This window comes from Pseudomonas oryzihabitans (assembly GCF_007665395.1).
In the GTDB taxonomy this organism is placed as follows: Bacteria; Pseudomonadota; Gammaproteobacteria; order Pseudomonadales; family Pseudomonadaceae; genus Chryseomonas; species Chryseomonas psychrotolerans_C.
In genome coordinates, this window is record NZ_VDND01000008.1 from 42932 (window position 1) to 66040 (window position 23109).

At 66.9% G+C, this 23109-nt stretch carries 19 protein-coding genes; all 19 read left to right on the plus strand.

Annotated elements, in window-relative coordinates; translation table 11 throughout:
• The first annotated feature begins 54 nt into the window (after window positions 1–54).
• The 19 genes from FSV73_RS16800 (at window position 55) to FSV73_RS16890 (ending at window position 22954) form a co-directional block, all read left to right on the plus strand.
• Window positions 55–1233 (plus strand): cupin domain-containing protein, encoded by a 1179-nt coding sequence (locus FSV73_RS16800; protein ID WP_145008985.1) that lies wholly within the window; start codon window positions 55–57, stop codon window positions 1231–1233.
• Window positions 1234–1244: 11 nt separating this feature from the next.
• Entirely contained in the window at window positions 1245–1775 is a 531-nt protein-coding gene (locus FSV73_RS16805) for a hypothetical protein (RefSeq protein WP_145008986.1), read from the plus strand.
• Window positions 1772–2533 (plus strand): secretin N-terminal domain-containing protein, encoded by a 762-nt coding sequence (locus tag FSV73_RS16810; RefSeq protein ID WP_145008987.1) that lies wholly within the window; start codon window positions 1772–1774, stop codon window positions 2531–2533. Before FSV73_RS16805 ends, FSV73_RS16810 begins: the two co-directional genes overlap by 4 nt.
• A gap of 258 nt (window positions 2534–2791) precedes the next feature.
• Window positions 2792–3205 (plus strand): NADH-quinone oxidoreductase subunit A, encoded by a 414-nt coding sequence (locus FSV73_RS16815; RefSeq protein ID WP_007158885.1) that lies wholly within the window; start codon window positions 2792–2794, stop codon window positions 3203–3205.
• Between the two features lie 10 nt (window positions 3206–3215).
• Window positions 3216–3890, plus strand: a complete 675-nt coding sequence (locus FSV73_RS16820) for a NuoB/complex I 20 kDa subunit family protein (protein WP_007158886.1) — start codon at window positions 3216–3218, stop codon at window positions 3888–3890.
• A 48-nt stretch (window positions 3891–3938) separates the two neighbouring features.
• Window positions 3939–5723, plus strand: a complete 1785-nt coding sequence (gene nuoC, locus FSV73_RS16825) for an NADH-quinone oxidoreductase subunit C/D (protein ID WP_145008988.1) — start codon at window positions 3939–3941, stop codon at window positions 5721–5723.
• A gap of 2 nt (window positions 5724–5725) precedes the next feature.
• On the plus strand, window positions 5726–6226 hold the full coding sequence (nuoE, locus tag FSV73_RS16830) for an NADH-quinone oxidoreductase subunit NuoE (RefSeq protein ID WP_058764029.1): 501 nt from the start codon (window positions 5726–5728) through the stop codon (window positions 6224–6226).
• Entirely contained in the window at window positions 6223–7572 is a 1350-nt protein-coding gene (gene nuoF / locus FSV73_RS16835; RefSeq protein ID WP_145008989.1) for an NADH-quinone oxidoreductase subunit NuoF, read from the plus strand. Before nuoE ends, nuoF begins: the two co-directional genes overlap by 4 nt.
• A 139-nt stretch (window positions 7573–7711) precedes the next feature.
• A complete protein-coding gene (gene nuoG / locus FSV73_RS16840; protein ID WP_145008990.1) occupies window positions 7712–10429 on the plus strand; it encodes an NADH-quinone oxidoreductase subunit NuoG in 2718 nt (905 codons plus the stop codon).
• Window positions 10426–11436: an NADH-quinone oxidoreductase subunit NuoH gene (nuoH, locus tag FSV73_RS16845; RefSeq protein WP_145008991.1), complete on the plus strand. Its 1011-nt coding sequence runs from the start codon at window positions 10426–10428 to the stop codon at window positions 11434–11436. The genes nuoG and nuoH overlap by 4 nt, the downstream gene beginning before the upstream one ends.
• 10 nt (window positions 11437–11446) lie before the next feature.
• Window positions 11447–11995 (plus strand): NADH-quinone oxidoreductase subunit NuoI, encoded by a 549-nt coding sequence (gene nuoI / locus FSV73_RS16850; RefSeq protein WP_017642306.1) that lies wholly within the window; start codon window positions 11447–11449, stop codon window positions 11993–11995.
• A gap of 9 nt (window positions 11996–12004) precedes the next feature.
• Window positions 12005–12517, plus strand: coding sequence for an NADH-quinone oxidoreductase subunit J (nuoJ, locus tag FSV73_RS16855; protein ID WP_145008992.1), 513 nt, complete (start codon window positions 12005–12007; stop codon window positions 12515–12517).
• Window positions 12518–12542: 25 nt separating this feature from the next.
• Window positions 12543–12851 (plus strand): NADH-quinone oxidoreductase subunit NuoK, encoded by a 309-nt coding sequence (nuoK, locus tag FSV73_RS16860; RefSeq protein ID WP_007158894.1) that lies wholly within the window; start codon window positions 12543–12545, stop codon window positions 12849–12851.
• Window positions 12848–14695, plus strand: a complete 1848-nt coding sequence (gene nuoL / locus FSV73_RS16865) for an NADH-quinone oxidoreductase subunit L (RefSeq protein WP_145008993.1) — start codon at window positions 12848–12850, stop codon at window positions 14693–14695. The genes nuoK and nuoL overlap by 4 nt, the downstream gene beginning before the upstream one ends.
• 27 nt (window positions 14696–14722) lie before the next feature.
• Entirely contained in the window at window positions 14723–16255 is a 1533-nt protein-coding gene (nuoM, locus tag FSV73_RS16870) for an NADH-quinone oxidoreductase subunit M (protein WP_145008994.1), read from the plus strand.
• Between the two features lie 7 nt (window positions 16256–16262).
• Window positions 16263–17714 carry an NADH-quinone oxidoreductase subunit NuoN gene (nuoN, locus tag FSV73_RS16875; protein ID WP_145008995.1) on the plus strand — a complete coding sequence of 484 codons (1452 nt, stop codon included), beginning with the start codon at window positions 16263–16265 and terminating at the stop codon, window positions 17712–17714.
• Window positions 17715–17862: 148 nt separating this feature from the next.
• Window positions 17863–19902, plus strand: coding sequence for a M13 family metallopeptidase (locus FSV73_RS16880; RefSeq protein WP_186309260.1), 2040 nt, complete (start codon window positions 17863–17865; stop codon window positions 19900–19902).
• A 73-nt stretch (window positions 19903–19975) separates the two neighbouring features.
• Window positions 19976–21646: a bifunctional protein-serine/threonine kinase/phosphatase gene (locus FSV73_RS16885; RefSeq protein WP_145008996.1), complete on the plus strand. Its 1671-nt coding sequence runs from the start codon at window positions 19976–19978 to the stop codon at window positions 21644–21646.
• A gap of 63 nt (window positions 21647–21709) precedes the next feature.
• Window positions 21710–22954 carry a nitrate regulatory protein gene (locus tag FSV73_RS16890; RefSeq protein WP_145008997.1) on the plus strand — a complete coding sequence of 415 codons (1245 nt, stop codon included), beginning with the start codon at window positions 21710–21712 and terminating at the stop codon, window positions 22952–22954.
• Window positions 22955–23109: the final 155 nt, after the last annotated feature.

Genomic DNA, 23109 nt, shown 5'->3' on the forward strand with positions numbered 1-23109 from the left:
CATTCCTTTCTCACGCCCGGCACCGCCGGGCGTTTTTCATTGCGCGAGGTGTGCATGAACCCGGACCAACCCCTGCAACTGCTCGGCGGCCTGACCGCCCGTGAATTCCTGCGCGACTACTGGCAGCGCAAACCCCTGCTGATCCGCCAGGCCATCCCGGACTTCCAGAGCCCCCTGGAGCCCGATGAGCTGGCCGGCCTGTCGCTGGAAGAAGAAATCGAGTCGCGCCTGATCATCGGCCAGGAGCGTACCTGGGAGCTGCGCCGCGGCCCGCTGCCGGAAGACACCTTCGCCAGCCTGCCCGAGCGCGACTGGACCCTGCTGGTGCAGTCGGTCGACCAGTTCGTCCCCGAGGTGGCCGAGGTGCTGGAGGCCTTCCGCTTCCTGCCCAGCTGGCGCGTCGACGACATCATGATCAGCTACGCGGCCCCGGGTGGTGGCGTCGGCCCGCATTACGATCACTACGACGTCTTCCTGCTGCAGGGCCACGGGCGCCGCCGCTGGCGCATCGGCCAGCCGTGCACGGCCGACAGCCCGCTGATCGAGGGCCTGGAACTGAAGATCCTCGCCGACTTCCAGCAGACCGACGAATGGGTCCTCGAGCCGGGCGACATGCTCTATCTGCCGCCCGGCCTGGCCCATGACGGCATCGCCGAAAGCGAGTGCATGACCTACTCCATCGGCTTCCGCGCGCCCAGCGCCGGCGAGGTACTCACCCACTTCACCGACTTCCTCAACCAGTTCATTCCCGAGGACGAGCGCTACAGCGACGCCGGCTGCGCGCCGGCCAGCGAACATCCCGCCGAGATCCCACCCGAGGCCATCAAGCGCCTGCGCGGCCTGATGCAGCGCCACCTGAGCGACGATCGCCTGCTGCTCGCCTGGTTCGGCCAGCACATGACCGAGCCGCGCTATCCGGAGCGCGTCGCCGGGGAAAATCTCAGCGCCAAGCAATTGCTCAAGGAGCTCGGCGAAGGCGCCCTGCTGATGCGTAACCCCAGTGGCCGCCTGGCCTGGAGCCGCCTGGAGGACGAGGTGATGGTCTTCGCCAGCGGCCAGAGCCGCCTGCTGCCGCTACGCCTGCAACCGCTGCTCGACCTGCTATGCTCGGCGGAGGTGCTGCACGAGGCCAACCTGGCGCCCTGGCTGCAGGACGACGACGCCCTGCGCCTGATCCGCGAGCTGCTCCAGCAGGGCAGCCTGATCTTCGCGGGAGAAGACGACGAAGACTGACAGGAGCTGCGATGGACGAGTCCCTTGCCGATCTGACCCTGGACGGTTTGCCCGAACCCCGCCTCGGTGAGGACCTCGCCCTGCGCCTGGACGGCCTGGAGGCGCTGCGCGAACACAGCCTGCGCCTCATCGCCCAGGCTCGTCGCCAGCTGTGCCTGCAGACGCCCGATCTCGAAGGGCCTGTGTACGATCACGCCGAGATCGAGGCCGCCATCAAGCGCCTGCTGCTCGGCCATCCCCGGCACCAGGTCCGCATCCTGATCAACGACAGCGCCAGCGCCGTGCGCCAGGGGCATCGCCTCGTGACCCTGGCGCAGCGCCTGAGCAGCAACCTGCTGATCCGCCGGCCGCCGGCCGACCAGCAGCCGGAAGGGGCCTGCCTCCTCGTCGACGACCAGGCGCTGCTGCGACGTACCAGCAGTGCCCCCACGGGCTTCGTCCGCTACGGCGATCGCGCGGCGGTGAAGGTCCAGCAACAGGTCTTCGATCGCCTCTGGGCGATCAGCCAGCCCGATCAGGAATTGCGGAGGATACTGCTGTGAGACGTCTGCTCGCCTTGGGGCTGCTGCTGACCACCACCGCCTGGGCCACCCCGCGAACCGAGGTCCTACCGCTGCAGTACCGCACGGCCGACGAGTTGCTGCCCACCCTGCAGTCGGTGCTCGGCGCCGAAGGCAAGGTCAACGTCTACGGCAACCAGCTGATCGTCAACGCCGAACCGGCCAAGCTCGCCGAGGTCAGGAATCTGCTGGCGCAACTGGATACCCAGCCGCGCCGCCTGCTCATCACCCTCGCCACCCGCGCCGGCAGTTCGGGCGCCGACCAGGATTACGGCGTGGCGGGCAACCTGCGGTCACCGCAGGTGCGCATCATCGAGGACAGCACCGACCAGCGGGAGGATGGTGCCCAGCGGGTCCAGGTCACCGAGGGCTATCCGGCCCTGATCCGGTTCGGTGAAGACGTCCCGGTGACCACCTACCAGACCTCGCCCTACGGCCAGACTTCCGCCCAGACCGACTATCGCCGCCTCGAACGCGGCTTTCAGGTCACCGCTCGTCTGAGCGGGAATCTGGTGCACCTGGACATCAGCAGCGTCGATGATCGCGCCGCCACCCATCAGCCCGGCGCCATCCAGACCCAGAGCGCCACCACCCGCCTCAGCGGCCCGCTCGGCCAGTGGCTGGACCTCGGCGGCTTTCGCCAGCAGGGGGCGGATGACCGTGCCGGCCTGACCCGCTACTACTCCACCGAAGGCCGCCACGACCGCCAGCTGAGCATCCGCGCCGACCTGCTCGACTGACCAGACAGGAAACAACGCGAACTCTCGCGCCGCTCTGCAATCTAGTTTCCAGAACCGACACGCAATGAGTTGAGAATAATTCTTATATTCATTCTCATATAAAACGGAAGTTCTGTTTAATTTGATTCAGGGCAGTCAAATAGAATCTTTTTAAACCAATAAATTTACAGAATGAATCGATAGAGCATAAAATCTGTTCGCCTTGCGACACCGTGTCGCAGTGATTGCTCCTGATACCCATAATTAAGGATTCAAAGCATGTCTGAGTCGATCAGCCTACTGACCCACAACTGGAGCTTTGCGGTATTTCTCCTGGGCGTGGTCGGTCTGATCGCCTTCATGCTCGGAGTCTCCAGCCTCCTCGGCAGCAAAGCCGTGGGGCGCAGTAAGAACGATCCCTTCGAGTCCGGCATCGTCCCCACCGGGGGTGCTCGTCTCCGCCTCTCTGCCAAGTTCTACCTGGTCGCGATGCTCTTCGTGATCTTCGACGTCGAAGCCCTCTTTCTCTTCGCCTGGTCGGTGTCCATCCGTGAATCGGGATGGGCCGGCTTCGTGGAAGCCTCCATTTTCATAGCAATTCTGTTGGCGGGTCTTGTCTACCTGTGGCGAATCGGAGCGCTCGATTGGGCGCCTGCGAGCCGTCGCGAGCGGCAGGCGAAGTCGAAACAATGAGGCTTTGGCAATGCAATACAATCTCACCCGGATCGATCCCGATGCGGCAGTAGACCGCTATCCGGCCGGCCAACGGGAAACCGTGGCCGACCCGGTCGAAAGTCAGGTCAACCGCAGCATCTTCATGGGCAAGCTCGAAGATGTGCTGCGGGGCGCGGTCAACTGGGGTCGCAAGAACTCCCTTTGGCCCTACAACTTCGGCCTGTCCTGCTGCTACGTGGAAATGACCACCGCCTTCACGGCGCCCCATGACATCGCCCGCTTCGGCGCGGAAGTCATCCGGGCTTCGCCGCGCCAGGCCGACTTCATGGTCATCGCCGGTACGCCCTTCATGAAGATGGCCCCGGTCATCCAGCGCCTGTACGAGCAGATGCTGGAACCCAAGTGGGTGATCTCCATGGGTGCCTGCGCCAACTCCGGCGGTATGTACGACATCTACTCGGTCGTTCAGGGCGTGGACAAGTTCCTGCCCGTCGACGTCTATGTGCCCGGCTGCCCGCCTCGCCCCGAAGCCTTCCTGCAGGGCCTGATGCTCCTGCAGGACTCCATCGGTGAAGAGCGCCGCCCCCTTTCCTGGGTGGTGGGCGACCAGGGCATCTACCGCGCCGAGATGCCCTCGCAGCGCGAGCAGAACCGCGAGCGCCGCATCCAGGTCACCAACCTGCGCAGCCCAGACGAAGTGTGAGCCCCTTCGGGCTCCCACGCTGACGACGATCGATAGCGACGGAACATCATGACCGCAGACACCGCTCTGTCCGCCTCTGCGCTCGCCCCTGCCGGCGAAGCGTCGGTGGTTGGCGAACTCCAGGGCCAATTCGGCGCCGACGCCCTGACCCTGCAAGACACCCGTACCGGCATGCCGGTGATCTGGGTGGCGCGCGAAAGAATCATCGAAGTGCTGCGCTTCCTGCGCAACCTGCCCCGCCCCTACGTCATGCTCTATGACCTGCATGGCGTCGACGAGCGCCTGCGGACTCACCGCCGCGGCCTGCCCAACGCGGACTTCACCGTCTTCTACCACCTGCTGTCCATCGACCGTAACAGCGATGTGATGCTCAAGGTGGCCCTATCCGCCAACGACCTACGCCTGCCCACCGCCACCGGCATCTTCCCCAATGCCAACTGGTACGAGCGGGAGGTGCTGGACATGTACGGCATCCACTTCGACGGTCACCCGCTGCCCAAGCGCATGCTGATGGCCGACAACTGGCAGGGCCACCCGCTGCGCAAGGACTATCCGGCGCGCGCCACCGAATTCGATCCCTATGCGCTGAACGCCGCCAAGCAGGATCTCGAGCAGGAAACCCTGAGATTCAAGCCCGAGGAATGGGGCATGAAGGAGCATGCGGAGAATTCCGACTTCATGTTCCTCAACCTCGGCCCGAACCACCCCTCCGCCCACGGTGCCTTCCGCATCATCCTGCAGCTGGACGGCGAAGAGATCGTCGACTGCGTGCCGGAGATCGGCTACCACCACCGCGGCGCCGAGAAGATGGCCGAGCGCCAGTCCTGGCACAGCTACATCCCCTACACCGACCGGATCGACTACCTGGGTGGGGTGATGAACAACCTGCCCTACGTCCTCTCGGTGGAAAAGCTCGCCGGCATCAAGGTGCCGTCGCGGGTCGACTTCATCCGGGTGATGATGGCCGAGTTCTTCCGCATCAACAGCCATCTGCTGTACCTGGGTACCTATATCCAGGACGTCGGCGCCATGACCCCGGTGTTCTTCACCTTCACCGACCGCCAGCGCGCCTACAAGGTCATCGAGGCCATCACCGGCTTCCGCATGCACCCGGCCTGGTTCCGCATCGGTGGCGTCGCCCATGACCTGCCGCGCGGCTGGGACAAGCTGGTCCGCGAATTCCTCGACTGGATGCCCAAGCGCCTGGACGAGTACGAAAAGGCGGCCATGAAGAACAGCATCCTGGTCGGCCGGACCAAGAACGTCGCCGTCTACAACACCAAGGAAGCCCTGGAGTGGGGTGTCACCGGTCCCAACCTGCGTGCGACCGGCCTGGACTTCGACCTGCGCAAGGCCCGCCCCTACTCCGGCTACGAGAACTTCGAATTCGAAGTGCCCATCGCCCACAACGGCGACTGCTACGACCGCGGCATGCTGCGCGTCGAGGAGATGCGCCAGAGCCTGCGCATCATCGAGCAGTGCCTGCAGCACATGCCCGAGGGCCCGTACAAGGCGGATCACCCGCTGACCACGCCGCCGCCCAAGGAGCGCACCCTGCAGCACATCGAGACCCTGATCACCCACTTCCTGCAAGTGTCCTGGGGTCCGGTGATGCCGGCCGGCGAAGCCTTCCAGATGATCGAGGCGACCAAGGGCGCCAACAGCTACTACCTGACGAGCGACGGCAGCACCATGAGCTACCGCACCCGCATCCGGACGCCGAGCTTCCCGCACCTGCAGCAGATCCCGGCCGTCATCCGCGGCAGCATGGTGTCCGACCTGATTGCCTACCTGGGCAGTATCGACTTCGTCATGGCCGACGTGGACCGCTGAGCATGAGCACCGAAACCCTGATCCAAACCGACCGCTTCGTCCTCAGCGACACCGAGCGCTCGGCCATCGAGCACGAGATGCATCACTACGAGGACCCGCGCGCGGCGTCCATCGAGGCCCTGAAGATCGTCCAGAAGGAACGCGGCTGGGTGCCGGACGGCGCCATCTACGCCATCGGCGAGGTGCTGGGCATCCCCGCCAGCGACGTCGAGGGCGTGGCCACCTTCTACAGCCAGATCTTCCGCGTGCCGGTCGGTCGCCACATCATCCGCGTGTGCGACAGCATGACCTGCTACATCGGCGGCCACGAATCCGTGGTCGGCGAGATCCAGCGCCAGCTGGGCATCGGCCTGGGCCAGACCACCGCCGACAGCCGCTTCACCCTGCTGCCGGTGTGCTGCCTGGGCAACTGCGACAAGGCCCCGGCGCTGATGATCGACGACGACACCCATGGCGATGTCCAACCCGCGGGCGTGGCCAAACTGCTGGAGGGATACGCATGAGACTGACCTCCTTCGGGCCTGCCAACGGCATCGCCCGTACCCCCGAGACCCATCCCCTGACCTGGCGCCTGCGCGAAGACGGCGCCCCGGTCTGGCTGGAGGAATACCAGGGCAAGAACGGCTACGCCGCGGCGCGCAAGGCGCTGACCGAGCTGGCTCCGGACGCCATCGTCCAGGAAGTCAAGGACTCCGGCCTCAAGGGCCGCGGCGGTGCGGGCTTCCCCACCGGCGTGAAGTGGGGCCTGATGCCCAAGGACGAATCCCTCGATATCCGCTACCTGCTGTGCAACGCGGACGAGATGGAGCCCAACACCTGGAAGGACCGCCTGCTCATGGAGCAGCTGCCGCACCTGCTGGTGGAAGGCATGCTGATCAGCGCCCGGGCGCTCAAGGCCTATCGCGGCTACATCTTCCTGCGCGGCGAATACGTCGACGCCGCCGCCAACCTGCGGCGCGCGGTGGAAGAAGCCAAGGCCGCCGGCCTGCTGGGCAAGAACATCCTCGGCAGCGGTTTCGACTTCGAGCTGTTCGTCCACACCGGTGCCGGGCGCTACATCTGCGGTGAAGAGACCGCGCTGATCAACTCCCTGGAGGGTCGCCGCGCCAATCCGCGGTCCAAGCCGCCCTTCCCCGCCGCCGTCGGCGTCTGGGGCAAGCCCACCTGTGTCAACAACGTCGAGACCCTGTGCAACGTACCGGGCATCGTCGCCGGCGGCGTCGACTGGTACAAGAGCCTGGCCCTGGCCGGCAGTGAAGACATGGGCACCAAGCTCATGGGCTTCTCCGGCAAGGTGAAGAATCCCGGCGTCTGGGAACTGCCCTTCGGCATCACTGCCCAGGAGCTGTTCGAGGACTACGCCGGCGGCATGCGCGATGGCTTCAAGCTGAAGTGCTGGCAGCCCGGTGGCGCCGGTACCGGCTTCCTGCTGCCCGAGCACCTCTCGGCGCAGATGTACGCCGGCGGCATTGGCAAGGTGGGTACCCGGATGGGTACCGGCCTGGCCCTGGCCGTGGACGACAGCATCAACATGGTCTCGCTGCTGCGCAACATGGAAGAGTTCTTCGCCCGCGAATCCTGCGGCTGGTGCACCCCCTGCCGCGACGGCCTGCCGTGGAGCGTCAAACTCTTGCGCGCCCTGGAGAAGGGCGAGGGCCAGCAGGGCGACCTGGACACCCTGCTGCAGCTGGTCAACTTCCTCGGCCCGGGCAAGACCTTCTGTGCCCACGCACCGGGCGCCGTCGAGCCCCTGGGTAGTGCCATCAAGTATTTCCGCGAGGAGTTCGAGGCCGGTGTGCGCAAGGCGCCCAGCGAGCCGCGGCCGACCGCTTCCGCGACCGTGACCTGAAGACCGGCCCCAGCGGGGCCGCCTTCATAGCTTTCAGGCCGGGCCCGACCCGGCCGGCGCGGCCACTGGCGATCCCCAGGGCGGCGCGAACGTTTTCCCATTAGCCAGACCCGCCCTGCGCGGGTGAGAAGAAAACCCTATGGCCACTATCCATGTAGACGGCAAGACGTACGAGGTCGACGGGGCGGACAACCTCCTCGAAGCCTGCCTGTCCCTGGGGCTCGACATCCCCTATTTCTGCTGGCACCCGGCGCTGGGCAGCGTCGGCGCCTGCCGCCAGTGCGCGGTCAAGCAGTTCGCCGACGAGAACGATACCCGCGGGCGCCTGGTCATGTCCTGCATGACGCCGTCCAGCGACAAGACCTTCATCTCCATCGAAGACGCCGAAGCCAAGGAATTCCGCAGCTCGGTCATCGAATGGCTGATGACCAACCATCCCCACGACTGTCCGGTCTGCGAAGAAGGCGGCCATTGCCACCTGCAGGACATGACGGTGATGACCGGCCACAACAAGCGCCGCTATCGCTTCACCAAGCGTACCCACCAGAACCAGGACCTCGGCCCGTTCGTCGCTCACGAGATGAACCGCTGCATCGCCTGCTACCGCTGCGTGCGCTACTACAAGGACTACGCCGGCGGTACCGACCTGGGCGTCTACGGTGCCCATGACAACGTCTATTTCGGCCGCGTCGAGGACGGTGCCCTGGAGAGCGAATTCTCCGGCAACCTGACCGAGGTCTGCCCCACCGGGGTATTCACCGACAAGACCCACTCCGAGCGCTACAACCGCAAGTGGGACATGCAGTTCGCCCCGAGCATCTGCCATGGCTGTTCCTCGGGCTGCAACATCAGCCCCGGCGAGCGCTACGGTGAACTGCGCCGCATCGAGAACCGCTTCAACGGCTCGGTGAACCAGTATTTCCTCTGCGACCGTGGCCGCTTCGGCTATGGCTACGTCAACCGCAAGGATCGTCCGCGCCAGGCGCTGCTGAAAGACGGCAGCCTGGAGACCGGCATCGACGCCGCCCTGGATCGCGCCGCCCTGCTGCTGCGCGGCAAGAAGGTGATCGGCATCGGCTCGCCCCGTGCCAGCCTGGAAAGCAACCACGCCCTGCGCGAGCTGGTCGGCGCCGCGAACTTCTCCAGCGGCATGAGCGCCCGTGACCTGGCCAACGTGCGCCTGGTGCTGCAGGTGCTCAAGGACAGCCCCCTGCCCGTCCCGACCCTGCGCGCCATGGAAAAGCACGACGCCGTCTTCGTCCTCGGCGAGGACCTGACCCAGACCGCCGCGCGCCTGGCGCTGTCCCTGCGCCAAGCGGTCAAGGGCAAGCCCGAGGCCATGGCCGCCGCGCAGAAGATCCAGCCCTGGCTGAACGCTGCCGTGCAGAACATCGGTCAGAGCGAGCGTAATCCGCTGTTCATCGCCAGCGTCGCCGCCACCCGCCTGGATGACGTCGCCGATGCCCGCCTGCATGGCTCGCCGCTGGAACTGGCGCGCTTCGGCCATGCCGTGGCCCATGCCATCGATGCCAGCGCCCCGGCCGTCGACGGCCTGAGCGACGAGGTCGCCGAGCAGGCGCGCCTGCTGGCCGAGACCCTGCTGGCCGCCGAACGTCCGCTGGTGGTGTCCGGTACCTCCCTGGGCGAGCCGGCGCTGATCGAGGCCGCCGCCAACCTGGCCAAGGCCCTGGCCGCCAAGGGCAAGGCCGGCTCCCTGAGCCTGGTGGTGCCCGAAGCCAACAGCCTGGGCCTGGCGCTCTACGGCGGTGAGTCCGTCGAAGACGCCTTCGCCGCCCTAGAAAACGGCCAGGCCGATGCCCTGGTGGTGCTGGAGAACGACCTCTATCGTCGCGCCCCTGCCCAGCAGGTGGATCAGGCCCTGGCCCGCGCCCAGGTGCTGGTGGTGCTGGATCACCAGCGCACCGCCACCGCCCAGCGCGCCGATCTGGTCTTGCCGGCGGCGAGCTTCGCCGAAGGCGACGGTACCCTGGTCAGCCAGGAAGGTCGCGCCCAGCGCTTCTTCCAGGTCTATGAGCCGAGCTACTACGATCCCTCCAGCCTGGTCCGCGAAGGCTGGCGCTGGCTGCACGCCCTGCGCAACACCCTGGACAACCGTCCGGTGGACTGGACCCAGTTGGACCATGTCACCGACGCCGTAGCCACCGCCGCGCCGCAACTGGACGGCATCCGCGACGCCGCGCCGAACGCCAGCTTCCGCGTCAAGGGCCTCAAGCTCGCCCGCGAACCGCACCGCTACAGCGGCCGCACCTCCATGCGCGCCAACCTCAGCGTGCACGAGCCGCGCGCGCCCCAGGACGCCGACACCGCCTTCGCCTTCTCCATGGAAGGCTATGCCGGCAGCGCCGAGCCGCGCCAGCAGATCCCCTTCGCCTGGTCCCCGGGCTGGAACTCGCCGCAGGCCTGGAACAAGTTCCAGGACGAGGTCGGCGGCCACCTGCGCGCCGGCGATCCGGGCGTGCGCCTGATCGAGTCCCAGGGCGATCGCCTGAGCTGGTTCGCCGTCCCGGCTGCCGCCGTGCGCGGTACCGAAAGTGGCTTCCAGGCCGTGCCGCTGTACCACCTGTTCGGCAGCGAAGAGACCTCCTCCCGCGCCGAGCCGGTGCGCGAGCGCATCCCGGCCGCCTACGTGGCGCTGGCCAAGGCCGATGCCGACCGCCTTGGCGTCAACGAAGGCGCCCTGCTGCGCCTGCAGGTCGCCGGCCAGGAACTGCGCCTGCCGCTGCAGATCAAGCCCGAGCTGTCGGCCGGCCTGGTCGGCCTGCCCGCCGGCTTCGAAGGGATTCCGGTGGACTTCGCCGGACTGACCGTGGAAGGACTGCAGGAGGCCGCGGCATGACCTGGCTCACCCCCACCCTCATCGCCGTGGTCATCGGCATCCTCAAGGCCATCGTCATCCTCCTGGCGGTGGTCATCTGCGGGGCCCTGCTGAGCTTCGTCGAGCGACGCCTGCTGGGTCTCTGGCAGGACCGCCACGGTCCCAACCGGGTCGGCCCCTTCGGTGCCTTCCAGCTCGGCGCCGACATGCTGAAGATGTTCTTCAAGGAAGACTGGACCCCGCCGTTCGCCGACAAGATGATCTTCAGCCTGGCGCCGGTGATCGCCATGGGGTCGCTGCTGGTGGCCTTCTCGGTCATCCCGATCACCCCCACCTGGGGCGTGGCGAACCTGAACATCGGCCTGCTGTTCTTCTTCGCCATGGCCGGCGTCAACGTCTACGCCGTGCTCTTCGCCGGCTGGGCGAGCAACAACAAGTTCTCCCTGCTGGGTGCCATGCGTGCCTCGGCCCAGACCCTCTCCTACGAGGTGTTCATGGGGTTGTCGGTGATGGGCATCGTCGCGGTGACCGGCTCCTTCAACATGAGGGAGATCGTCGAGGCGCAGCACCAGGGCTGGTGGTTCATCGTTCCCCAGTTCTTCGGCTTCTGCACCTTCTTCATCGCCGGCATCGCCGTCACCCACCGCCACCCCTTCGATCAGCCGGAAGCCGAGCAGGAGCTCGCCGACGGCTACCACATCGAATACGCGGGCATGAAGTGGGGCATGTTCTTCGTCGGCGAATACATCGGCATCGTGCTGATCTCGGCGCTGCTGGTGACCCTGTTCTTCGGTGGCTGGCACGGTCCCTTCCTGGAGACCCTGCCCTGGCTGTCGTTCGTCTGGTTCGCCCTGAAGACCGCCTTCTTCATCATGATCTTCATCCTGTTGCGCGCGTCCATCCCGCGTCCGCGCTACGACCAGGTAATGGCCTTCAGCTGGAAGTTTTGCCTGCCCCTGACCCTGATCAACCTGCTGGTGACCGGCGCCGTGGTGCTTTACAGCGCCCAGCCGGCCATCGGCCAGTGAGGTAACCGTCATGATCAAGGAAATCCTGCACGTCCTGCATGGCACCTACACCCAGTTGCGCAGTATCGTGATGGTCTTCGGTCACGCCTTCCGCAAGCGTGACACCCTGCAATACCCCGAGGAACCCGTTTACCTGCCGCCGCGCTATCGCGGCCGCATCGTGCTCACCCGCGACCCCGACGGCCAGGAACGCTGCGTGGCGTGCAACCTGTGCGCCGTGGCCTGCCCGGTCGGCTGCATCTCGCTGCAGAAGACCGAAGCCGAGGACGGTCGCTGGTACCCGGAGTTCTTCCGCATCAACTTCTCGCGCTGCATCTTCTGCGGCATGTGCGAGGAGGCCTGCCCCACCACCGCCATCCAGCTGACCCCGGATTTCGAGATGTCCGAGTTCAAGCGCCAGGAGCTGGTGTACGAGAAGCAGGACCTGCTGATCTCGGGTCCGGGCAAGTATCCGGAATACAACTTCTACCGGGTGGCCGGCATGGCCATCGCGGGCAAGCCCAAGGGTGCCGCGCAGAGCGAGGCAGAGCCGATCAACGTGAAGAGCCTGCTGCCCTAAGGAGCTGTCGTGGAATTCGCCTTCTATTTCTCCGCTGGGGTGGCCGTCCTGGCCACCTTCCGGGTGATCACCAACACCAATCCGGTGCATGCCCTGCTGTACCTGATCATCTCCCTGCTGGCGGTCTCCATGGTGTTCTTCGCCCTGGGCGCGCCCTTCGCCGGGGCCCTGGAGATCATCGTCTACGCCGGCGCCATCATGGTGCTGTTCGTCTTCGTGGTGATGATGCTCAACCTCGGGCCGGTCATCTCCGAGCAGGAACGCAAGTGGCTGACGCCCAAGGTCTGGATCGGTCCGGTGATCCTCGCGGGCGCGTTGCTGGTGGAACTGCTGGTGGTGCTGTCGCGCACCCCGGGCGGCGCCGCCATCGGCCATACCTCGGTGGAAGCCAAGGCCGTGGGCGTGAGCCTGTTCGGCCCCTATCTGCTGGCGGTCGAGCTGGCGTCCATGCTGCTGCTGGGGGCCCTGGTCGCGGCCTACCACCTGGGTCGCAGTGACGTCAAAGACGGGATCGGCGAGTGAGTCGCCAAGGACTGGAGAACAGCCAATGAACGCCATACCTCTGGAACACGGCCTGGCCCTCGCCGGCGCCCTGTTCGCCCTTGGCCTGGTGGGCCTGATGGTCCGCCGCAACATCCTCTTCGTGCTCATGAGTCTGGAAATCATGATGAACGCCGCCGCCCTGGCCTTCGTGGTCGCGGGTAGCCGTTGGGGCGCTCCCGACGGCCAGGTGATGTTCATCCTGGTGCTGAGCCTGGCCGCCGCCGAGGCCAGTATCGGCCTGGCGATCCTGCTGCAGCTCTATCGCCGCTTCCACACCCTCGACGTCGATGCCGCCAGCGAGATGCACGGATGAACCTGCTACCCCTCACCTTCGCCTTTCCCCTGGTCGGCTATTTCCTGCTGGCCTTTTCCCGCGGTCGGCTGTCGGAGAACCTCTCCGCGCTGATCGGCGTGGGTTCGGTGGGCCTGGCGGCGCTGGTCGCCGCCTGGGTCGGCTGGAACTTCCACGTCGCGCCGCCCGCCGACGGTCACCTGACCCTCGTCCTCTGGCAGTGGATGAACGTGGACGGCTTCGCGCCGAACATGGCGCTCTACCTGGACGGCCTGTCGCTGACCATGCTCGGCGTGATCACCGGCGTCGGCTTCCTGATCCACCTGTTCGCCTCCTGGTACATGCGCGGTGAAGAGGGCTACTCGCGCTTCTTCGCCTACACCAACCTGTTCATCTTCAGCATGTTGCTGCTGGTTCTCGGCGACAACCTGCTGCTGCTGTACTTCGGTTGGGAAGGCGTGGGCCTGTGCAGCTACCTGCTGATCGGCTTCTACTACAGCGAGCGCGCCAACGGCAACGCGGCGTTGAAGGCCTTCATCGTCACCCGCGTCGGTGACGTCTTCATGGCCTTCGGCCTGTTCATCCTGTTCATGACCCTGGGCACCCTGGACATCCAGGAACTGCTGCAGAAGGCGCCCGACGTCTTCGCCAGCGGCGATCCGCTGATCGTGCTGGCCACCCTGGCCCTGCTCGGCGGCGCGGTCGGCAAGTCGGCCCAGCTGCCGCTGCAGACCTGGCTGGCGGACGCCATGGCCGGCCCCACCCCGGTCTCCGCGCTGATCCACGCGGCGACCATGGTGACCGCGGGCGTCTACCTGATCGTCCGGACCCACGGCCTGTTCCTGCTGGCGCCGGAGATCCTGCACCTGGTCGGCATCGTCGGTGCCGTGACCCTGGTGCTGGCCGGTTTCGCCGCCCTGGTGCAGACCGACATCAAGCGTATCCTGGCCTATTCGACCATGAGCCAGATCGGCTACATGTTCCTGGCCCTGGGCGTCGGCGCCTGGCAACCGGCGATCTTCCACCTGATGATCCACGCCTTCTTCAAGGCGCTGCTGTTCCTCGCCTCGGGTTCGGTGATCCTGGCCTGCCACCACGAGCAGAACATCTTCAAGATGGGCGGCCTGTGGAAGAAGATCCCCCTGGCCTACGCCAGCTTCGTGGTGGGCGGTTCGGCCCTGGCGGCGCTGCCGCTGGTCACCGCCGGCTTCTACTCCAAGGACGAGATCCTCTGGGAAGCCCTGGCCAGCGGCCACACCTACCTGCTCTACGCAGGCCTGGCCGGTGCCTTCCTGACCTCGATCTACACCTTCCGCCTGATCTTCATCACCTTCCACGGCGAGGCGCACACCGAGGCCCATGCCGGCCACGGCATCGCCCACAACCTGCCGCTGGCGGTGCTGCTGGTGCTCTCGACCTTCGTCGGCGCGCTGATCGTGCCGCCGCTGGCCGGTGTGCTGCCGGAATCCATCGGCCATGCCGGTGGCGAAGCCAAGCATTCGCTGGAGATCACCTCGGGGGCCATCGCCATCGCCGGCATCCTGCTGGCCGCCCTGCTCTTCCTCGGCAAGCGTTCCTTCGTGAACGGCCTGGCCAGGAGCGCGCCGGGTCGCTTCTTCGGGACCTGGTGGTATCACGCCTGGGGCTTCGACTGGCTGTACGACCTGATCTTCGTCAAGCCGTACCTGCTGCTGGCCCGCCTGCTGCGCCGCGATCCCATCGACCAGGCCATCGGCCTGATCCCGCTGCTGGCGCGCGGTGGCAACCTGGCATTAAGCATCACCGAGAACGGCCGTCTGCGCTGGTACGCGGCTTCCATCGTGGGAGGCGCCGTGCTGCTGCTCGGCGCGCTGCTGCTGGCCTGACCCCCTGACTAAGGATAAGTACACGTCATGCTTCTGCCCTGGCTAATCCTGATCCCCTTCATCGGCGGCCTGCTCTGCTTCCTCACGGAAAAGACCGGCCCGCTGGTGCCCCGCTGGATCGCCCTGTTCACCATGCTGCTGGAGCTGGTGCTCGGCCTGTGGCTGTGGGCCCACGGCGACTACAGCCTGGCCCCCGCCCCCGGCGCCGAGACCGCCTGGACCGCGGAATTCCAGATGGACTGGATTCCGCGCTTCGGCATCAGCCTGCACTTCGGCCTCGACGGCCTGTCGCTGCTGATGATCCTGCTCACCGGCCTGCTCGGGGTGCTGGCGGTGACCTGCTCCTGGCGCGAAGTGCAGCGCCACGTCGGCTTCTTCCACCTCAACCTGCTGTGGATCATCGGCGGCGTGGTGGGGGTGTTCCTGGCACTGGACCTGTTCCTGTTCTTCTTCTTCTGGGAAATGATGCTGGTGCCGATGTACTTCCTGATCGCGCTGTGGGGCCATAGCTCCGCGGACGGCAAGAAGAGCCGCATCACCGCCGCCACCAAGTTCTTCATCTTCACCCAGGCCAGCGGCCTGATCATGCTGGTGGCCATCGTCGCCCTGGTGCTGGTGAACTACGGTGCGACCGGCGTCCTGACCTTCGACTACGAAGACCTGCTGCAACTGCAACTGGATCCCAAGCTGGAATACCTGCTGATGCTGGGCTTCTTCATCGCCTTCGCGGTGAAGCTGCCAGTGGTGCCAGTGCACTCCTGGCTGCCGGATGCCCACGCCCAGGCGCCGACCGCCGGTTCCGTCGACCTCGCCGGCATCCTGCTCAAGACCGCCGCCTACGGCCTGCTGCGCTTCGCCATCCCGCTGTTCCCCAACGCCTCGGCGGAATTCGCGCCGATCGCCATGTGGCTGGGCATCATCGGCATCTTCTACGGCGCCATCCTGTCGTTCGCCCAGACCGACATCAAGCGCTTGGTGGCCTACTCCAGCGTCTCGCACATGGGCTTCGTGCTGATCGGCATCTACTCCGGCAGCCCCCAGGCGTTGCAGGGTGTGGTGGTGCAGATGATCGCCCACGGCCTCTCCGCCGCCGGCCTGTTCATCCTCTGCGGCCAGCTCTACGAGCGGATGCATACCCGGGACATGCGCGAGATGGGCGGCCTCTGGGCCCGCCTCCCCTACCTGCCGGCGCTGAGCCTGTTCTTCGCCTCGGCTTCCTTGGGCCTGCCGGGTACCGGCAACTTCGTCGGCGAATTCCTGATCCTGCTGGGCGCCTTCCCGGTGGTGCCGATGATCACCGTCATCGCCACTTTCGGCCTGGTGTTCGCCTCGGTCTATTCGCTGATCATGATCCACCGCGCCTACTTCGGCCCCGCCAAGGCCGAGGGCGCGCTGCCAGGCCTGAACGTGCGGGAGCTGTCGATGCTGCTGTTGCTCGGCGTGCTGCTGGTGCTGCTCGGCGTCTATCCGCAGCCGGTGCTGGATACCTCGGCCGCGAGCATGGCCGGTGTCCAGCAGTGGCTCGGCGAAGCCTTCTCCTCCCTCGTTTCCGCCCGGTAAGAGCGCCATGACCTTTACCTACGAACACTTCATCGCCCTCCTGCCGATCATCATCACCGGCTTCACCGCCGTGGTGGTGATGCTGGGCATCGCCTGGCGGCGGGATCACACCCTCATCCCGACCCTGGGCGTGATCGGTCTCAACCTGGCCCTGCTGTCCTGCATCCCGGCCCTCGGCGTCGGTGCCATCGACGTCACCCCGCTGCTGCGCATCGACGGCTTCACCTGCTTCTACATGGCGCTGATCCTGATCGCCACCCTGGCCTGCATGACCCTGTCGCACGCCTACATGGAAGGCTATCCGGGCAACCGCGAAGAGCTGTACCTGCTGCTGCTGATCTCCGCCACCGGCGGCCTGGTACTGGTGGCGGCGCAGAACGTCGCCGGCCTGTTCATCGGCCTGGAGCTGCTCTCGGTTCCGGTCTACGGCCTGGTGGCCTACAGCTACTTCAATCGTCGCTCCCTGGAAGCCGGCATGAAGTACCTGGTGCTGTCCGCCGCCGGCTCGGCCATCCTGCTGTTCGGCATGGCCCTGCTCTACGCCCAGTCCGGCAGCCTGAGCTTCGCCGACATCGGCATGCAGATGGATGCCCCGGCCAGCACCGGCCTGCTGATGGAAATCGGCCTCGGCATGCTGATCGTCGGCCTCGGCTTCAAGCTGTCGCTGGTGCCCTTCCACCTCTGGACGCCGGATGTCTACGAAGGCTCCCCGGCGCCGGTGGGCGCCTTCCTGGCCACCGCCAGCAAGGTCGCCGTCTTCGCCGTGCTGGTGCGGGTATTCCAGACCATGCCCATGGCCACCGAAGACGGCTGGCTGCACGATGCCATCGCCTTCATCGCCATCGCCTCCATGCTGGTCGGCAACCTGCTGGCGCTGATGCAGAGCAACCTCAAGCGTCTGCTGGGTTACTCCTCCATCTCCCACTTCGGCTACCTGCTGGTGGCGGTGGCCTCGGGCGAAGGCCTGTCAATGGAAGCCGTGGCGGTCTACTTGGTGACCTACGTCTTCACCAGCCTGGGCGCCTTCGGCGTGATCACCCTGATGTCCAGCCCGAGCAACGGCCAGCGTGACGCCGATGCCCTGTTCGAGTACCGCGGCCTGTTCTGGCGCCGCCCGTACCTGACCGCGGCGCTGACGGTGATGATGCTGTCCCTGGCCGGTATCCCGCTCACCGCCGGCTTCATCGGCAAGTTCTACGTCATCACCGTGGGCGTGGAAGCGGGCATGTGGTGGCAGACCGCGGCCATCGTGCTGGGCAGCGCCATCGGCCTGTTCTACTACCTGCGCGTGATGGTCACCCTGTACCTGACCGAGCAGGGCCTGCAGCGTCATGATGCACCGATGAACTGGGGCCAGCGCGCCGGCGGCGTGATGCTGATCGCCATTTCCATCGCCACCTTCGTCCTCGGCGTCTATCCGCAGCCGCTGCTGCAACTGGCGCAGCTGACGGTGTTCTGATCCCTGGCGTCGCCCACGATCCCCGCTTCGGCGGGGATCGTCGTTTCTGGGATCCGCAAGAGACCCGCGCTTGGCAGGGTCGCACCCCGACCGCTACCCTCGACGCCCTACCCCGCTTCCCCTGTCCTTTTGGAGACCTCTTTCTCCCATGCCTGCGTTGAAACCCCTCGCCCTCGCCCTCACCCTCGGCCTGCTGCTCGGCAGCCAGGCCTTCGCCGCCCCGGTCTTCGACGTCACCGAACTGGGTAACCCCGCCACCGCCTGCAGCGACCTCGACACCTTCGTCAACGCCAAGTGGGTCGCCGCCAATCCGATCCCGCCGGACAAGTCGCGCTGGGGTTCCTTCATGGCCCTGGGTGAGAAGTCGCTCAACGACCAGCACGCCATCCTGCAGCGGGCCGCCCGCGAGGCGGATCGCGCCGCCCAGGGTTCGGTGGAGCAGAAAATCGGCTGGCTGTATCGCTCGGGGATGGACGAGGCCGCCATCGAGCGCGCGGGCTACCGGCCGATCCAGCCGCAGCTGGCCGCCATCGACCAGCTGCGCAGCACCGCCGACCTGATCACCTACCTGCAACGCAGCTTCGCGCGTGGCGACATGCAGGTGTTCTCCTTCGGCTCCGGCGCCGACTACCAGAACGCCAAGCAGCAGATCGCCTACGCATTCCAGGGCGGCCTCGGCCTGCCGACACCCGACTACTACACCGAGGCCGACTACGCCAAGCTGCGCCAGGCCTATCTCGAGCATGTCGCCCGGCTGCTGACCCTCACCAGGGTACCCAAGGCCCAGGCCGCCGCCCAGGCGGAACTGGTGCTGGCCTTCGAAAGCCGCCTCGCCCGTGCCTCGGTCAAGCCGGTGGACCTGCGCAACCCGGAGAACCAGTACCACTACCTGAGCTTCGCCGAGGCGAACCAGGTGACCCCGCACTTCGACTGGCAGGCCTTCTTCGCCAGCCAGGGCGTGACCGGCCAGCAGGGATTCTCCCTGTCCCAGCCAGGCTTCTTCGCCGAATTCGACCGGATGCTGGCCGATACCCCCCTCGAGCAATGGCAGGCCTATCTGCGCGCCCATGTGATCGACGATGCCGCGCCGCTGCTGTCCAAGCCCTTCCAAGAGGAGAGCTTCGCCTTCAACCAGAAGACCCTGAGCGGCCAGCAGCAGCAGAGCGAGCGCTGGAAGCGGGTGCTGCGCGCGGTCAATGGCGCCATGGGCGAAGGCCTCGGCCAGCTCTATGTGCAGGAGCACTTCTCGCCCCAGGCCAAGGCCCGCGCCCAGGAGCTGGTGGACAACGTGATGCTGGCGCTCAGGGCCCGCATCGAGCGACTCGACTGGATGAGCCCGGAAACCAAGCAGAAGGCACTGGCCAAGTGGGACAGCTTCCTGCCCAAGATCGGCTATCCCGAGCGCTGGCGTGACTGGAGCGGCCTGACCCTGCAGCCCCAGGGGTTCTATGCCAACCTGGAAGCCGCCTCGCGCTTCAACTACCGCCATGACCTGGACAAGATCGGCAAGCCCACCGACCGGCAGGAGTGGGGCATGCTGCCGCAGACGGTGAATGCCTACTACAGCTCCACCGACAACACCATCAACTTCCCCGCCGCCATCCTGCAGCCACCCTTCTTCTACCCGGACGGCGACGACGCCATCAACTACGGCGGCATCGGCGCGGTGATCGGCCACGAGGCCAGCCATGGCTTCGATGACCAGGGCAGCAAGTTCGATGGCGCCGGCAACCAGGTGGACTGGTGGACCCCGGCCGACCGCCAGGCCTTCGAAGCCCGCACCGGCAAGCTGGTGGAGCAGTTCGACCGCTACCAGCCGCTGCCCGATCATCCGGAGTTGCACGTCAACGGCAAGCTGACCCTGGGCGAGAACATCGGCGACCTGGGTGGCCTCAACGCCGCCTACGATGCCCTGCAACTGGCCCTGGCGAAGAAGCCGGAAGAAGCTGCACGGAAGATCGACGGCTATACCCAGGACCAGCGCTTCTTCCTCAACTGGGCCCGGGTCTGGCGGGGCTCGATCCGCGAAGAGCAGGCACGCCTGTTCCTCAATACCGATCCCCATGCGCCCATGAGATTCCGCGCCATCGGGGCTCCGTCCAACCTGCCCGCCTTCGCCCGCGCCTTCAGCTGCAAGGCCGGCGATGCCATGGTCCGGCCAGACGACCAGCGGGTGGAAATCTGGTGACGGCAGGGGGGCGCCCGGGCAACAGGTATCGCTTTTGCATTGCCTGGGCGTCCCTCCGCCCGGCGCCTCGCCCATGTCCCTAGAACTCGTCACTGCCGAAGCCACCGCGACCGGCCCGCGCAAGGAAAACCAGGATGCCTTGCGCAGCGTCCAGCCGAGCGCGGCCCTGGCGGCGACCAAGGGGCACCTGTTCGCCCTGGCCGATGGCGTCAGCGGCTGTCCGGATGGCGGCCTGGCCGCCCGCGCCACCCTCCAGGCCCTGGCCCTGGACTACTACGCCACCCCGGAGACCTGGCCAGTGGCCCAGGCGCTGGAGCGGCTGCTGCTGGCGCAGAATCGCTGGCTGCAGGCGGCCGGCAATGGCCAGCCGCTGCTGACCACCCTGACCGCCCTGGTGATCCGCGGCCGCCGCTACACCCTGGCCCATGTCGGCGATTGCCGCGCCTATAGCTGGCACGGCGGCACCCTGACCTGCCTCACCGTCGACCACGTCTGGCAGCAGGCCGGGATGCAGCATGTGCTGACCCGCGCGCTGGGGCTGGAAAGCCATCTGGTGGTGGACTTTCGCGAAGGCGAGCTGGAGGCCGGCGAGACCCTGGTGCTGGTGAGCGATGGCGTCTGGGCCGCGCTGGGCGAGGACAGCATGAGGCGCATCCTCACCGACGGCGGGCCGGACCTGGATGCCACCGCCCAGGCCCTGGTGGCCGGCGCCCTGCACGCCGGCGGCCAGGACAACGCCAGTGCCCTGCTGGTGAAGGTCGACCGCCTGCCCGAGGTGTCCCTGGCCGACACCCTGGCCAGCGCCGATACCTGGCCGCCGCTGCCAGCGCTCAAGCCGGGCCAGGCCTTCGAAGGCTGGACCGTGGTCGAGCGCCTGGCCGAGTCGCGGCAATCGCTGCTCTATCGCGTCGAGGACGAGAGTGGCCGCCCCTGGCTGCTGAAGACCCTGCCCGCGGCCCTGCAATACGACACCCTGGCCGGGCACGCGCTGCTGATGGAGGAGTGGTTCCTGCGCCGCGTCGCCGGCCGCGCCTTCGTCGAGGTGCACCCCCTGCCCCGCCGTGCCCACCTCTATTTCGTCCAGCGGGAGTATCCCGGGCGCACCCTGGCGCAACAGCTGCACAGCGATGGGCCGCTGGCGCTGGCCGATTGGCTGGACGTCGCCTCCCGCCTGCTGCGCGCCCTGGGCCAGCTGCATAGGCGCAATATCCTGCACCGGGATATCAAGCCGGATAACCTGCATCGCGGTACCGATGGCGAATTACGTCTGCTGGACTTCGGCCTGGCCTACTGCCCGCAGCTGTCCCAGGACCTGCAGGATGCCCCGGGCACTCCGAGCTACCGGGCGCCCGAATCCTTCGACGGCATCGCCCCGAGCCCGGCCCAGGACCTCTATGCCGCCGGGGTGACGCTCTATGAACTGCTCACCGGCCACTACCCCTATGGCGAGATCGAGCCCTTCCAGCGACCCCGCTTCGGCAGTCCCGCCAGCGTGCTGCGGCGGCGCCCCGATGTGCCGACCTGGCTGGACGACTGGTTGCAGCGCGCGGTGGCGGCCACCCCCGAGGAACGCTTCGAGACCGCCGAGGAAGCGCTGCTGCTGCTCGAGCAGGGCGAGCGCCAACCCCTCGCACGGCCGCTGCCGCTGCTGCAGCGCGATCCCCTGCGTACCTGGCAGACCGTGGCGCTGCTGTCCCTGGCGCTGAATCTGGCGGTCATCCTGTTCTGGCTCTACCGTCACTGAGGCTGGCGCAGGCTGGAGCAGCTTTTGCAGGCCATTGGCCAGCGCCCCGTTCGAGCCCTCGCCATGTCCGACCGCCAGATGCCCCCTGCCCTGCGTTTCATGCTGGCGGCCCGTCGCTGCGAATTGCAGCAACTGGAAGGCCTCGCCCTGACCTGCGAACTGGTGGAAGGCGCCAGTGCCCTGGTCCATGACCTGCAGCGCGAACGCGGCTTCAGCAATATCCTGCTGGGCACCGGCAACGACCGTTACCGCACCGCCCTGGAGCAACACTCCAGCAACGCCCGCGCCAGCGAGGCGAGTCTGCGGAGCCGGCTGGAGGCCCTCGATGCCAGTGGCGCCCAGGACCGCCCCCGGCTGCTCAACCGCATCGCCTGCGTCCTGCACCTGCTCGACGGCCTGCCGAGCCTGAGGCGCGGCATCCTCGAGCGGCGGGTGGAGCTGCAGACGGCCTCCGCCGCCTTTTCCCACCTGATCGGGGCGCTGCTGGCGGTCATCTTCGAAGCCGCCGACACCGCCAGCGATCCCGGCCTGACCCGCGCCCTGGTGGCGCTGTTCAATTTCATGCAGGGCAAGGAGCTGGCCGGCCAGGCCCGGGCGAGCGGCGTGGTCGGCTTCGCCCAGGGCCATTTCGATGCCGCCCTGCTGGCCCGGCTCGATGACCTGGACAACGGCCAGGCGCGTTGTTTCGCCGGCTTCCTCGACCATGCCGATCCCGCGGCGCTGGCGCACTGGGCCGAGGTCCAGCGTTGTCCGTCGCGGCTGCAGATCGAACGCCTGCGCGACGTCGCCCGCCGCACCTCGGCCCACGCCCGGGTGGAGCCGGCGCTCGCCGAGCTGTGGTTCGAGCTCAATACCTGTCGGCTCGACGCCATGCAGACCCTGGCCCAGCACCTGGTGACGGAATTGCGCGCGCGCTGCGCGGCGAGCATCGCCACCGCCCAAGCCGATCTGGAGAGCCATCGCAAGCTGTCGCGGCGCCTCGCCGAGCTGGAACGCGAGCCGGGTCAGCCCTTGCTGTTCAGCCTGGCGACCCAGCCGGTCGGCGATGCCCGGCCGAGCGACTCACCACCCGGCATCCTCGACCTGCTCCAGGCCCAGACCCGGCGCCTGCACGAGGTCGAGGCGGAATTGCAGGAGACCCGGCGCTCCCTGGCCGAGCGCAAGTTGCTGGAACGCGCCAAGCAGCGCCTCATGCAGCAACTGGCGCTGCCCGAGGCCGAAGCCCACCAGCATCTGCAGCAGTTGGCGATGCACAGCGGCCTACCGCTGCCGGACGTGGTGCGGCAGGTATTGGCGCAACCCCGGTAGTGCCGCCCGCCGTGCGCCCGGACGGCGCACGGCGGGCGCGATTCGCCCCGGGGCTGTGCGCCAGCAGGCCCGGAAAGGCCGTCAAAGACGCTATTTGCCGCTTGGCACGCTCCCTGCAATCTTCTTGGTCGAGCGATGTTCGCTCCCACAGAACA

Bases quoted from the DNA above. Each gene is read 5' to 3' on its own strand.
- FSV73_RS16820 (WP_007158886.1), top strand. From the start codon at position 3,216: ATGCAATACAATCTCACCCGGATCGATCCCGATGCGGCAGTAGACCGC.
- nuoM (WP_145008994.1), top strand. From the start codon at position 14,723: ATGCTTCTGCCCTGGCTAATCCTGATCCCCTTCATCGGCGGCCTGCTC.
- nuoF (WP_145008989.1), top strand. From the start codon at position 6,223: ATGAGACTGACCTCCTTCGGGCCTGCCAACGGCATCGCCCGTACCCCC.
- FSV73_RS16805 (WP_145008986.1), top strand. From the start codon at position 1,245: ATGGACGAGTCCCTTGCCGATCTGACCCTGGACGGTTTGCCCGAACCC.
- nuoI (WP_017642306.1), top strand. From the start codon at position 11,447: ATGATCAAGGAAATCCTGCACGTCCTGCATGGCACCTACACCCAGTTG.
- nuoL (WP_145008993.1), top strand. From the start codon at position 12,848: ATGAACCTGCTACCCCTCACCTTCGCCTTTCCCCTGGTCGGCTATTTC.
- nuoC (WP_145008988.1), top strand. From the start codon at position 3,939: ATGACCGCAGACACCGCTCTGTCCGCCTCTGCGCTCGCCCCTGCCGGC.
- FSV73_RS16800 (WP_145008985.1), top strand. From the start codon at position 55: ATGAACCCGGACCAACCCCTGCAACTGCTCGGCGGCCTGACCGCCCGT.
- nuoK (WP_007158894.1), top strand. From the start codon at position 12,543: ATGAACGCCATACCTCTGGAACACGGCCTGGCCCTCGCCGGCGCCCTG.
- nuoE (WP_058764029.1), top strand. From the start codon at position 5,726: ATGAGCACCGAAACCCTGATCCAAACCGACCGCTTCGTCCTCAGCGAC.
- FSV73_RS16815 (WP_007158885.1), top strand. From the start codon at position 2,792: ATGTCTGAGTCGATCAGCCTACTGACCCACAACTGGAGCTTTGCGGTA.
- nuoN (WP_145008995.1), top strand. From the start codon at position 16,263: ATGACCTTTACCTACGAACACTTCATCGCCCTCCTGCCGATCATCATC.
- nuoG (WP_145008990.1), top strand. From the start codon at position 7,712: ATGGCCACTATCCATGTAGACGGCAAGACGTACGAGGTCGACGGGGCG.
- nuoH (WP_145008991.1), top strand. From the start codon at position 10,426: ATGACCTGGCTCACCCCCACCCTCATCGCCGTGGTCATCGGCATCCTC.
- FSV73_RS16880 (WP_186309260.1), top strand. From the start codon at position 17,863: ATGCCTGCGTTGAAACCCCTCGCCCTCGCCCTCACCCTCGGCCTGCTG.
- FSV73_RS16890 (WP_145008997.1), top strand. From the start codon at position 21,710: ATGTCCGACCGCCAGATGCCCCCTGCCCTGCGTTTCATGCTGGCGGCC.
- FSV73_RS16885 (WP_145008996.1), top strand. From the start codon at position 19,976: ATGTCCCTAGAACTCGTCACTGCCGAAGCCACCGCGACCGGCCCGCGC.